This window comes from Rothia similimucilaginosa (assembly GCF_029850875.1).
Classification (GTDB): Bacteria; Actinomycetota; Actinomycetes; order Actinomycetales; family Micrococcaceae; genus Rothia.
The window spans coordinates 69053-82148 of record NZ_JAOVAM010000009.1; the positions used below are offsets into that span (position 1 = coordinate 69053).

General features: G+C 63.0%; 5 protein-coding genes. 3 read left to right on the top strand and 2 right to left on the bottom strand.

Going from position 1 to position 13096, the window contains the following annotated elements; genetic code table 11:
* Window positions 1-461: 461 nt before the first annotated feature.
* Complete coding sequence (locus QFX05_RS07630) at window positions 462-5234, bottom strand: ATP-dependent DNA helicase (RefSeq protein WP_279742132.1); 4773 nt, start codon at window positions 5232-5234, stop codon at window positions 462-464.
* A 78-nt stretch (window positions 5235-5312) separates the two neighbouring features.
* Window positions 5313-9140 (bottom strand): UrvD/REP family ATP-dependent DNA helicase, encoded by a 3828-nt coding sequence (locus tag QFX05_RS07635; RefSeq protein WP_279742133.1) that lies wholly within the window; start codon window positions 9138-9140, stop codon window positions 5313-5315.
* Between the two features lie 193 nt (window positions 9141-9333).
* Between QFX05_RS07635 and QFX05_RS07640 the strand changes: the two genes are divergently transcribed.
* From QFX05_RS07640 to hemL, 3 genes are all read left to right on the top strand, one after another.
* On the top strand, window positions 9334-10029 hold the full coding sequence (locus tag QFX05_RS07640; protein ID WP_279742134.1) for a 3'-5' exonuclease: 696 nt from the start codon (window positions 9334-9336) through the stop codon (window positions 10027-10029).
* A gap of 128 nt (window positions 10030-10157) precedes the next feature.
* On the top strand, window positions 10158-11528 hold the full coding sequence (locus QFX05_RS07645; protein ID WP_279742135.1) for a threonine/serine exporter family protein: 1371 nt from the start codon (window positions 10158-10160) through the stop codon (window positions 11526-11528).
* A gap of 213 nt (window positions 11529-11741) precedes the next feature.
* Window positions 11742-13091, top strand: coding sequence for a glutamate-1-semialdehyde 2,1-aminomutase (hemL, locus tag QFX05_RS07650; protein WP_279742136.1), 1350 nt, complete (start codon window positions 11742-11744; stop codon window positions 13089-13091).
* Window positions 13092-13096: the final 5 nt, after the last annotated feature.

Consider the following 13096-nt stretch of genomic DNA (forward strand, 5'->3'; position numbering starts at 1 on the left):
TTGGACGGGGCCCTGACCAGTCATGTCAGACCCGAGCCGGATTCATGCACCGCGCAACCAATCACCGATGGCAGAAAACTATAGAGCTACTTTCAAGGTTGTGTTTGAGAGTATAGACGCACGCAAACCCCACGGGGCGTCGGCGGCGCGAGTGAGGTCGCGAGAGCGGCAGTCGTTCGGCGCGATTCTTTCCCGGACAAGGGCACGAAGGAGCTCTATAGTTCTTCAGCGGCTGAGGACGCCTCCTCACCCTAATGCAGTGGGGTGAAGAGGCGTCCTCTGGCATTACCCCGTAAAAGTCCGCACAGAAAAGCAGCTCACGAGGCGCAAAGCCTACAGGAGCTGCTTTTTCTATATTCGGTGACAGCTTGTGCTCGCACTGCGCAGACTGGCACGGCGCATACTAGCGGGGCACGCTAGTACGCGAGCGCCGCCTACCTGACGCTGTTTAGACCTGCTACCTAGCCCTTGCGCGCCTCACGAATCACCTTCGCCAGCTGTGCCTCCGTGGGTAGGCCGCCATGGATCTGGTGATCCCACACCTCCGCAACGCCCTTGCCGCCCAGGTACACGAACACGGTGCTGATACGCTCCGGGTCCACGCCCATAATGCGGGAGAACGCGATACGGTACAGACCCAGCTGGAAGCGTCGAGACTGCATGGTCGCCATCTTTGGGCGGGAACCGCTCTTCCAGTCCACCAGGACCCAGCGTTCACCGTCCTCGTCCTCGGTACGGAACACCGCGTCAATACGGCCGCGCAGGCTTACGCCCTCAATATGGGTTTCGACCGGGTACTCGACCGCCCAGATGCGGTCCTTCCACTCGTCGCTGCCCCACTCGCTATCGGCGAAGCGCTCCCAGAGGCGCTGAACGGAGGCCTCCAATTCGCTCTCGGACTCCTCGTAGGCATCTTCGAAGGTGAACTCGTCCTGTTCCTGCAGGTCTGCAAAATCAGAGGAGTCTGCAGGCTCAGCGGGCGCGGTGGAGGCGGCAGCGGAACCAGGCAGGTCAACGCCCACCGTGTCCTCCGCATCGGGTGCTTCCAGCGGGTCAGCGCTCGGCACTACCCCGAAGTGCTCCTCAATCAGCGCGTGTACCGCCGTACCAATCGTTGCCGCACGCGAGGGACGCTGAGGCACCGGGCGCATCAGCTGATGCACCGTGCCCTGCGGGTCCTCGCTCAGGCGGATGAACGTGGAGGCGGACAGGTGCCCCGGCAGCTGATCGCTGAGCACCGGGTCTCTCTGACCCTTCATGAGCAGAAGCAGGTCGGCTTCGCGTTCCCAGTCCACCACCTGCTGGCGTAGGGATTCTGGAATGGCGGACTCACCATGCGCTGTGGATGCGGCGGGTACAGGGCTGCTTGCGCTCTCCCCTGCCGCCCCAAACTCGGTACCCTCATACGGAGTACCCTCGTCACCCGCGCCGACGGCGAGCTCCACCGCCAGGGCGGCACGCTCCACCGCCTCGCGACGGCTCGAGGAGTTAATTGCAATCTCACGCTCCAGGTGCTCATGCTGACCGCGGCGAAGCACCTCCTTCGTGCCCTGCGTGAGAGCGTCATCAGAAGCCCAACGCCAAATCACGGGGCGCTCCAGCGGGTCAAAAGGCCACATGGCGGTCAGCACCGCACCCAGGTTCGGGTTCCTGTCTTCGTAGTTCTTCTGGGCGAATTGGCCGCGCACCTCAATCGGCAGCGCCGCCACCACCGTGGGCGAAAAACCGGGCTGAGGCGGTTGCGCCTCACTCCATTTCTCCCGCTCGGTGGCTTCGATGATCCATTCGGGCACCGGCAGGTTCAGTCGGGTGCAGTTCTCCGCTACCGTGCGTGCTCGTACGGAAGGAGCCGCCAGCTGCCAATCCTGCGCGAGGGCGGGAGCCATGACCTCAACCAGCGCCCATGCGTAGCATTGCACCTGCTCGGCGTAGGTTGCCCGAGCGTTCGCGCGTGCCTCCACCTGCTCGGGGGTGAGCTCATCAGCGTCTACGGGGTAGAGGTCCAGACCCTCCAGCAAGGCCGCCTCATCAGGGGTGGGCGGCAGATTCGAGGGGTCCACGACCGTACCGTGCACCAGGGTCACCGGCTCGGTCAGGCGGTACTTCGACTCAGCCAGCTGATCAACCCAGCGGCGCACATGGTTCAGGTGCACCTTTTTGCGCTTATCAGCGGGGTTCGGAATCGTATACGACAGGCCCATACCCACCAGTTGGGGCGCCGCCCAGGGGGTATCCATCGTCTCCTCGAAGCGCACAGAGGGCGCATCTACCGTGGGCGTGCCCATGCTGAAGAGCGACTTGAAAAGCATCTCCATCAGCTCCTCCCAGAAGGGCTGCACCGGCTGAGGTTGCGTAGCGGAGCTCTTCCAGCGGTAGGCGCTCATCGCCAGCAGGTTACGGGCACGGGTCATCGCCACGTACATGAGGCGGCGGTCCTCCATGCCGGCGTGCTCGGCGGCATCTTCCTTATGCTCGTCCAGGTAGTCTTCTAGGTTCTTCGCCTTCTCGAAGGCGGTAATCTCCTCCGCACTCTCAAGGATTGACGGGAGGTACTCGCGGTCGCCACGCAGCGGCCAGGGCAGAGCCGCATTAGCCGACATCTGCCACAGGTTCGGGGTCTGCCCGCCGGTCGCAGTACCGCACAGACCAGGCAGAAGCACATGATCCCATTCCAGGCCCTTCGCGGCGTGCATGGTCATCAGCTGCACCGCGTTCGGGTCAGGTTCCACCGTGCCCAACGCCAAGCCCTTCTCCTCATCATCGGCACGCTCAAGCCAGGCGAGGAAGCCCATCACGTAGCTCACACCGCCCGAAGACAGCAGGAAGCGGCGCGCACCCGGATCGTCCTCCTCCGCGCTCACACCGTCAGAACCGGCGTAAATCATCGCGTTAATACGCGGTGCCGACATACCGTAGGCGGCAGCAACCTCGTGGAAAGCGTCCAAGTTCGCGCGCGAACCCAGCGGGTCGGTACCCGGGCGAACCGCCAACTCAATATCGAGAAGCATAGTCCGCTCAATCTCGTACAGCAGCGTGCCCAAATCCTCACTCAAACCGGCACGCAACACGCGCATCTGCTCAGCAAAAGCACGCAGACGTTCCAGCGCCGCCGGGGAGAAACGGCGGCCACGGTACTGCTCACCGTAGAGGGGTTCACCGTCCACACTGTCCTGCGGCAGGTTCTCCACCGCCTCGATGAGGGAGGCGTAACCGGAGGAATCCTCCACCGCGCCCTTGAGGGTTTCGTCCAGACGTTCCTGGGCGGCACGCAGGTGCTCCGCCTGCAGGTTGATAGCAGCTGCGTCGTCGGCGTCTTCAGCCTCGGCGAGCATACGCAACGCCATCTGCTCACGCAGGGCACGCTCACGCTCACGCACCAGAGACTGCGCCCAATCGCCCAGCGCCAACATATCCGCCGCACCCAAACGCCAACGCGCACCCGTCAGCAGGCGCGCCAGGGCATCCGAACGGTTCGGATCAGCCAGCACACGCAACGCCGACACCAAATCCACGACCTCCGGCTGGGAGAGCAAGCCGCCCAAACCCACCTGCTGCACCGGAATACCCAGGCGCTCACACTCCACACGAATCGGTTCCAGCTGACCGTGCACACGCGCCAACACCGCAATCTCGGGCATCTTCAGACACGGACGCACTGAACCATCACCGGAACGATGCGCCGCGTAGGCACGCTCATACTCGCGCACCGCCTGCGCACGCATCGCCGCAATACGCTCGGCGATAGCCACAGCCTCCTCGCGGTCAGAGTCATGGTACGTCAAATCAACACGCCCCACCATGCCCGCGGCAGCCTGCTCAAAAGCGGGCGAACCAGGCTCCCCCATCAGGGCGCAGCGCGGGTGCAGGTCAGGAACCTGAGCGGCGGTAATATCGCCGTCGGCGGCACGCACCCACTCGGGAACCTCCTTCAGCTTCTCCGCCACGTGGTTTGCTGCGTTCAGCACCGAAATGTCGTTACGCCACGCAATGGATAGGAACAGCGGTTGCACATGCTCAGTCGGGAAATGACGGTAGAAGCTGAACATCTGACCGTCCGAAGCACCACGGAAACCGTAAATCGACTGCTTTGGGTCGCCCACAGCCATCACCGGATGCGCCGGAATACCCGCCGCCTCATCGGCACCGTAAATCGAGGAGAATAAGCTCATCTGCGCGTGCGAAGTGTCCTGGAACTCGTCCAGCAGAACCACCTTGAAGCGGGCACGCTCACCCTCACGAATCGCCGGGTCAGACTCCGCAATGCGGGCGGCAAAACGCATCAGGTCACCGAAATCCAGCACCTGCATGCGCGACTTCACGCGGGCGTAGCTGACCGCCATACGCGCGTACACTCGGCGGTTACGCAGCAGACGCTGAACCTTCAGAATGTCCTTCTCAGTCTTTGTCTCACGGCGAGGCTCGGGCACCGCCGCGTACGCCGCTAACTGCTCGGTGCAGAAATCAATGACCTTTTGCGGCTCCACCAGGTGCTCCGCGCACTCGTCAGAGAGTTGCAGCATCTGGTTAATCATGGTCGCCGCAGACACCGGCACGCCGTCCTTATCGAGGGGAAGCTCCCCCTCCCAGTACTGCACAATCTGCGCGGCAAGCTGCCACTTCTGCGCATCGCCAAGCATCTGTGCGTCCTGCTCCACGCCCAGGCGCAGACCGTACTCCTTGACCAGGTTATTCGCGTAGGAGTGGTAAGTGAGCACGGTCGGGTCAGCGACGCCCTCGCGCAGCTCCTCATCGGTCGGGGCGACGCGACGGCTACGGCGCAGCGTATTCAGGCCGGCACGCATACGGCTGCGCAGCTCGGTTGCCGCCTTGCGGGTGAAGGTCACGCCGAGAACCTCTTCAGGGCGTACAAAACCGTTATCGACCAGCCAAATCACGCGGTCAACCATGGTCGCAGTCTTACCCGAACCGGCACCGGCAATGACGAGGGTCGGGGCGGGGCCCGCCTCAATCATGCGTACCTGCTCGGGGGTCGGTTTCTTACCGTCAGCGCCGTTGAGCATCTCGGCAATGTCAAGGGCACTGCGGTAGTCGGTAGGCTTCAGCGCGGGGTCATTCGTGGCGGCTTCTGCCGAGAAGAGCACGCCGTTGGGCAGCTGCCAGCTATTGTGCTCACACCACTGGGCGGGGGTGAGCATGTCGGTGCCAGAACCGGGGTGAGCGCCGAGGTTAGTAGCACTGTGCATATCAGCGCCGTATGCGCCAGAGTCAGTCATGATTCCTCTTCCTCATGGATCATTCTCATGGGAGGTTCAGTGTGAGTGATATCGAAAGTAAACGGGGGTACGCGGCTACTAGGGTTGCGTCACCTGACGGCCGCGCGTACAAATCGGGCAAATCTCCGGCAGACGGCACCCGTAGCCACCCTCACGGTGACGAGCCTGTACCTGCGAGCCAGCAATCAGCTCCGCGGCGTGTTGCACCAGCTCAGCCGCCCACGAATCGTGCTCCGTCAGGGCGGGCTGAACCTGCAGGCGAGTCTTGCTCTCATCGTTCACGCCCGAGGCGCCCAGCTGCACGAGCGCCGCGCCTCCGGAACGACCCGTATAGCCGGTGTACTCCAGCTCCTGGGGGCGGGCATCCGGTAGCGGTTCGCCCGCCTCCAAGGCGGCAACTTCGGCACGGTAACGCTCCTCCAGCTGTTCACCCGCACCAGCCTCCACCGCAATCTGGTAGGCGGCAAGCTGCGGATGCGTCTCCATCTCCGACCCACTCGGCTTAGACTTGCCGGTTTTCAGGTCGACAATGGCGTAGCGGCGGGTGTCGTCCTCCGCCGAGGCGGTACCCTCGAGGCGGTCCACACGACCGGTGAGCAGCGCGTCCAGCTCGCCGACTTCACCGGCGGGGTCGAAGGGCACGGGCACACGCACCGCGAAGGAGCCTTCAACGCCGAGGTTCTGCCAGCCGGCGTCGCCCATGTGCTGACGGTAGTAGTAGCTCAGGCGCAGAATCATGCGCTTGGCGCGCTCGTAGAGGGCGTAGGATTCCCAGGGCACGCGCTCGCGGTACTCTTCGTCGGTTTCGTCGTCCTTTCGGGCGGGAACGCCGAGGGAGCTAATGCGCTCATCGAGGGAGGTTTGGAGCTCTTCGAGGGTGCCGGTCGGGTACTTCTCGGCGATGGCGTGAATAAGCGTGCCGAGGGAACGGGACAGGTCGGTCTGGGCTTCCGCGCGGGCGGCAGAAACCAGCCAATCCAGCGGGGAGCTGTGAATGGTTTCCAGGCGCGAGGGCGAGAGCATAATGGTGCGGCGGCCGGGGTTTTCGGCAGGCTCTTCGGCATGGTTTTCGGCCAGCTCAGCGTGGTCTGCCGGGCTATGCGCAAAGAGTAGTTCCGTGCTAGAAAGCGGCAGCAGACCCCACCACTCGTCGGGTGAGGCGCCGGGGGCCTGCGCATTCGCCAGGCGCGCCAGAATGCGGGAGGCGGCATCAAGTCGGTACGCGGAAGCCTCCGGGGTGAGTGCGTCTTCAGCCGGTGCGTTTCCGGCCTGTGTGCCGTCCTGAGCGTCTTCGGCACGCATCGCGTTCAGCGACTCCTCAACGAGGGTGCGGCGAAGCTCCGCCACGAGGGAACGCAGGGTGGCGGGGCGGCGTACGCGGGTGATGGGCACATCCGTGGAGTCGCCGACCGCGTCGGCGGGTAGGACGAAGTCGAAGAACTCGCCGGGTGCTTCATCGTCGTTGCGTACGGCGGTGAGTACGAGGCGGGTGCTGGCTCGGGTGGCTGCGACGGCGAACATGCGCAGCTCGTCGTGGCGGGTGTCGCGCACGCGTTCGGGGTAGCTGCGGATGCGGGCAGGCGGCGCAGGCTCCTCCTCCCCCGCCTGCTGTTCTGTCTGCTGGGCACGCTGGCGGAGGCGCGCATCGCATAGGTCCACAAGGTCGCCGGTGCTCAGCAGGGAGCCGCGCACGGTGGTGTTGGGCCAGGTGCCTTCCTGCAGACCGCATACATATACGGTGCGCCAGGACTGACCTGCGGCGAGCGCGGGGGTAAGAATCTCGACTGCGTCTTGGCGTACGCCGCGGGCGGCGAGGGTGTCCATGGGTAGGTCCTGCGCGTCGATGAAGTCGAGGAACTGCTCGGCACCGGCGCCGCGCATCTGCTCGTCGAAGCGGTCGGCGGCTTCGAAGAGACCGATCATGGCATCGAGGTTGCGGTGGGCTGCGTCGGCGTCGGGGCCTGCGCCGCGCGACTGGGTAACCCAGGTCTTTTCGAGGCCGCTGGCTTCCCAGAGCGCCCAGAGCACTTCGGTGCTGGTGGATTCGGGGCGCGCGAGTGCTTTACGTCCGGCGGAGAGCACGGCTGCGATGCGGTGCACGGCGCGTCCTACGCCCTCTTCGGGGAGGGTTTCGGGGTGTAGCAGTGCGCCGAGGAGCAGGTCGTCGCTGGGGCGGTGGCCACCGCTTTGCAGTTCGATGGAACGTAGCTGCTGGCGGAGTCGTCGCACGTCCATGCTGGATGCGCCACCGAGTCGGGAGGTGAGCAGGGTGATAGCGCTCTGCGCGCCGCCGAGGGGGTTGGCGCGGCTTTCTTCGGCGATGACGTCATCGAGGCTTCGGCGCATGAGCTCTTCAGCTTCGGTTGCGCTGAGGGCTTCGTAGCCGCCGCGCTCCCCCGCCTCTGTAGCTTCTGCAGCGGGCATGTGCACGGCGGGGTTCAGTGCCTTCTCGCCGCGCTTGCGGGCGTAGACGAGCAGACTGAGCGCATCGAGGAAGGGGCGTACGGCGGGCTCGTCGCGCACCGGCACGAGCGCCGCGGAGGTACGCGAGGGAATACCGTTCGAGGAGAGCACACGGCGGATGCGCGCCACATCCGCGCTACTGCGCACGATGATGGCGGACTCGCGGTAGGGGTGGTTGCCGTAGATGCGTTCTTCAAGCAGCATTTGGACGATAAGGTTCGCCTCGTCCTGCGAGCTGGCGAGCGCATATTTATACACGCCGGCGGGTGCGGTGCGGTAGTGCGCAGGGTCGAGGATTTTGCCGTCGGCGCCCAGGTGCAGCAGGGGTTCGTCGGCGGCGCCCCAGGTGAGGGCTTCGTCGGCGGGGGTGGTGTTGATGCGTCCGAAGGTTGCGGGCGCGCCGTTCTTTGACCCCTCCTGCGCGCTATTCTTTCCCCCCTCTTGCTCGGGGGTGAGCGGCACGAATCGGGTGTAGCGCGGCAGGCGGCGGCGAATGTCCGCCACGAGCGGCATCATGAGTGCGGGCAGGCGATACGAGGTGGTGAGCGTGCGGGTGCGTATGCTCGGGAAGCTTGCCTGCAGGGTGGTAACGAGGTCGGGGCGGGCGCCACGGAAGCCCTGGACGACGGCTTCGTCGCTGTAGGTCATGACAACCTGGGGTCCTTCAGCGAAGAGGTCGGGGTGGGTTTCGGTCAGGTGCGCGGCGTCTGCGGGGGCGATTTCTGCGGCGATGAGGCGCAGCAGCCGGTAGATGGAGGGGCTGAGTTCCTGCACGTCGTCGATGAGGATTAGGTCGTAGCGGCGGCGTTCTTCGGCGAGGAATTCGGGGGCGCGCAGCAGCAGTCGGCAGGCATCGTTGATGAGTACTGCCGGGTCGTAGGCGTTTTTGGCGCGGAGGGCTCGCACGGCACGGTATTCGGTGTGCAGTTGGGCGAGGGCGTGCCAGGCGGGCTGGTTGTGTTCGGTGGCGAGCCGGTGTACGTCCTCGGCGGTGAGGTCGTATTCTGCCATGCGGTCGAAGAAGTCGCGGATTTCGTGGCGGAATCCGCGGGTTGCGAGGGCGTCGCGGAGTACGTCGGGCCAGGCGGGTCCGGGTGCGATGCCTTCGGCGTGGTTGGCGAGTAGTTCGCCGATGATGACGTCTTGTTCGGGGCCGGAGAGGAGTTTGAGGTTGCCTTCTACGCCGCTGAGTAGACCCCGGGTTTGGGCTCGTTTGAGCAGGTCGAAGGCGTATGCTGCCCAGGCGCGGGTGGGTGCTACGGAGAGACTACGGTCGCTGGATGCGGCGATGACGTCTCGCATGCGGGTCGCGGCGGTGCGGGTGGGTGCGAGGATGAGCAGCCGAGCGGGGTCGTTCCCGTCGGCAAGGTAGCGCAGGGCGCGTTCGGTGAGGTGGTGGGTTTTACCAGTTCCGGGGATACCGGTGAGAAGTTGGGTTGTCATGGTTTCAGTCTATCGGCTGTAGCACGCTTGTACCTTGTCGTCGGTCATCGGGGTCGTCGGCTGCTTATATGCCGCCCCGGTGACTTATATATGTCGCTCCCGGGGCTTAATATGCTGCCCTGCCGGGGGGCTTATCCACAGCCGCGTGACGACCGGGCGCGCGCCTCCTTCTCCGCTGGGTTAGTCTTATAGCATGACCTGGATGAACGGCCTGCGCGCCACTTTTGACCTTGAAACCACCGGTGTGGACGTTACCACCGCCCGCATCGTGACTGCTTCCCTGATTCTGCTGGATCCTCAGGGTAATGTGGTGCGCCGTGGCGAGTGGCTGGCTGACCCCGGCGTTGAGATTCCTGCCGGTGCCGCCGCCGTGCACGGTATTACGACCGAGTACGCACGTGAGCACGGTCGTCCCGCCCGCGAGGTCGTGTGGGAGCTTGCCGGCGCGATTGGTGCGCTAAACCTTGACGGCGTGCCGATTATTGCGTTCAATGCCGCCTACGATTTTTCGGTGCTGCACCACGAGATGCTGCGCCACAATATTGCCAACGGTGAGCTGCCGCCGGGTGTGGTGCTCGACCCGTACGTTCTGCATAAGCACGTGATTCCGCGTAAGCGCGGCAAGCGCACACTGGAGGTTCTCGCCGCCGAGTACGGTGTCTCCCTGGAGAATTCGCACACGTCCGCTGATGACGCCCTGGCAGCGGAGCGTCTGCTGGTGAAGCTCACCGAGCAGTTCCCCGAGGTCCTCAACGTGGATGCGCGCCAGCTTCATGAGCAGCAGGTTCAGTGGGCGGCGGAGCAGGCGGCAAGCTTCCAGGCGTGGTTGCGTACGCAACCGGGTAAGGAATCTGAGGTCATTGACGGCCGCTGGCCGGTGCGTCGCTAAACTCACCTCGGCTACCCAACTATCTCGCCTTTGCTGACAGGCTGACGCTATCGTCGGCTGGCCATCTCCCCTATGCTAAAAAGAGTATGCACAACGCATTGACAGAAATTAGCCCGGGAGCGCCCTCAATGGACCATCACCGCAACCCTTCACACGAACCCTACCCGGATACAAACACGCGTAGTATCTATCTGGGCTCTACCCGCCTGGCGCATGAGCATTTGGTGGCGCAGTCTCAGGTGGTGCTCCGCCTGGGTCGCATCCTGATGAAGTCGGGTGCGAGCGCCTACCGTATTAAGGCGTCGATGGCGCGTTTGGCGAAGGCTGTGGGGTTGAAGGAGCATCACGCGCAGGTGACCTTCACTGAGATTTCGACATCTTCGTACACGGACGGTAATTTCCGTACTGAGGTGGCTGAGCAACGCACGATGGGCATTAACGCTCATAAGCTTGACCAGTTGGGTAAGTTCATTTCTGAGCTTCCTGAAAAGATCACCCCTGCGGAGGCAAACGCTGAGCTGGACCGTATCGATTCGGCAAAGCCGCTATACACCCGTTGGATGCTGGCGTTGGCGTCGGCTGTGGCCTGTGCCGGGTTCGCCTTCTTGAACCGTGGCGGTCTGGTGGAGTGCTCGGTTGTGTTCTTGGCGGCGGGTGCTGGCCAGTATTTGCGTTCGACTCTGCTCAAGCGCGGGGTGAGCCATATGGCCACGTGGATGGCTTGTGGTTTCTTGGCGGCGAGTCTGTACATTGCGATTGTTAATGTGCTGGTTGCGGCAAGTTGGATTAGTCCGAACCATATGATTGGTTTTATCTCGTCGGTGCTGTTCTTGGTGCCGGGTTTCCCCATGGTGACGGGTATGCTCGACATTTCTCGTATGGACTTTTTGGCGGGTATTTCACGTCTGACGTATGTGGGTTTGTTGCTGATTAGTGCGTCGTTTGCGGTGTGGGTTTTGGGGTCGCTATTCCATTTGCCGCTGGATGCTCCGGCACCTCTTAATCTGCATCCTACCCTGTATTTGGTGTTGCAGGTGCTTTCCTCGGGTGTTGCGGCGGCTGGCTTTGCGATGCTTTTTGCCGCCTCTCCGGTGGCGTGCCTGTGGGGTGGTGTAATTGCTGCGGTGGCGAACCCCGCCCGTATTTACATGGTGGAGGCGGGTATGCCCGCACATATGGCGGCGACGATTGCCGTGTTTGGTGTGGGTATTTTGGCAGAGATTGTGGCGCCGCTGCATCATCGTAAGTACACACGTATTTCGCTGTCGGTTCCGGCGGTGGTGACGATGGTTCCGGGTGTTTCGTTCTATCGTTCCATGTCGCATTTTGCCAGCGGTGACATGTATTCGGCGACGACCGGTTTTGTGCAGTCTATGCTGATTTTCATGGCGTTGGGTATGGGCTTGGCGTTTGTGCGTCTGCTCTTTGATAAGAACTGGTTGTTTGATCAGGACACTCAGGTGCTGCACCGTCTGGATACTGACCGGCATATGCGTTAGTTTCTGAGTTTCTTCACCTATCTGTTACCTAATCTGCCGGTTGTGTTTTATCGTCACCTTTCGGTACGTTCAGGTGCTTGTCACCTGCGGTTCATCTGTAGCGCCTATGATGGTTAGGTACGGGACGTTAGTAGCGTACAGGCTCTGTCGCCCGGTGTGTATCGTCCCCTGTAATTCTTTAGTTCGCCGTCCCTGTTGAAAGGCACCGATACGATGACTTCTTCCTCTACCCACCCGCTACACCACGAAGCCAGCGAGAAGCTGTTTGAGCGTTCTCGCGCGGTAATTCCTGGCGGTGTAAATTCCCCGGTGCGTGCTTTCAATTCTGTGGGCGGCACCCCTGCGTTTGCGGCAAAGGCTAAGGGCGCCTACCTGTACGATGCGGACGGCAACGAGTACGTTGACCTGGTCTGCTCGTGGGGTCCGTCGATTCTGGGGCACGCGCATCCGCAGGTGGTTGAGGCGGTTCAGCAGGCGGCTGAGCGCGGCCTCTCCTTTGGCGCAGCAAGCGCGCCGGAGGCTGAGCTGGCTGAACTGGTGGTCAACCGTATTAACGCGGCAATTCCCGGTGCGATTGATCAGGTGCGTATGGTGTCCACCGGTACTGAGGCAACCATGACTGCGATTCGTCTGGCGCGTGGTGTGACCGGTCGCGACAAGGTTATTAAGTTCGCGGGCTGCTACCACGGTCACGTGGATGCGCTGCTTTCCGAGGCTGGTTCGGGTGTGGCTACCCTGGCGCTGCCGGGGTCTGCTGGCGTAACTGCCGCAACCGCCGCGGAGACCATCGTTCTGCCCTACAACAACCTGGACGCTGTGCGTGAGGCGTTCGCGAACCATGAGGGTCAGATTGCCGCAATTATTACTGAGGCGGCGCCCTGCAACATGGGTGTGGTGACCCCCGAGCCCGGTTTCAACCGTGGCCTGCACGAGATTGCTCACGCGAACGGTGCGCTCGTCATTTTTGATGAGGTGCTGACCGGTTTCCGTGTCTCTTCAGCTGGTTACTGGGGTTACGCGGCTCCCGAGGATGGCGGCTGGGTTCCCGATATTTTCACGTTCGGCAAGGTCATTGGTGGCGGTATGCCCATCGCGGCGCTGGCCGGTAAGCGTGAGGTCATGGAGCACCTGGCGCCGGTCGGCCCCGTCTACCAGGCTGGTACCCTCTCCGGTAACCCGCTGTCGGTTGCGGCGGGTATTACGACCCTGACCCTGGCTGATGCCGCCGTTTACGCGCACCTGGATTCGCGTAGCGCTCAGCTGCAGCAGGCTCTGACCGAGGCGTTCAACGCCACCGGTGTGGACCACTCCATCCAGAGCGCCGGTAACCTCTTCTCGGTGGCGTTTGGTACCTCCGAGGCGGGCGTGCACAACTACGCCGATATCAAGGCCTCGGCAACCAGCCGCTACAACGCGTTCTTCCACTCCATGCTCGAATCCGGAGTGTACCTGCCGCCGAGCGCATTCGAGGCATGGTTCGTTTCTGCCGCCCACAATGATGAGGCGATGGAACGTATCATCTCGGCTCTTCCGACTGCCGCCGCCGCTGCCGCATCCGCGTAAGGGTT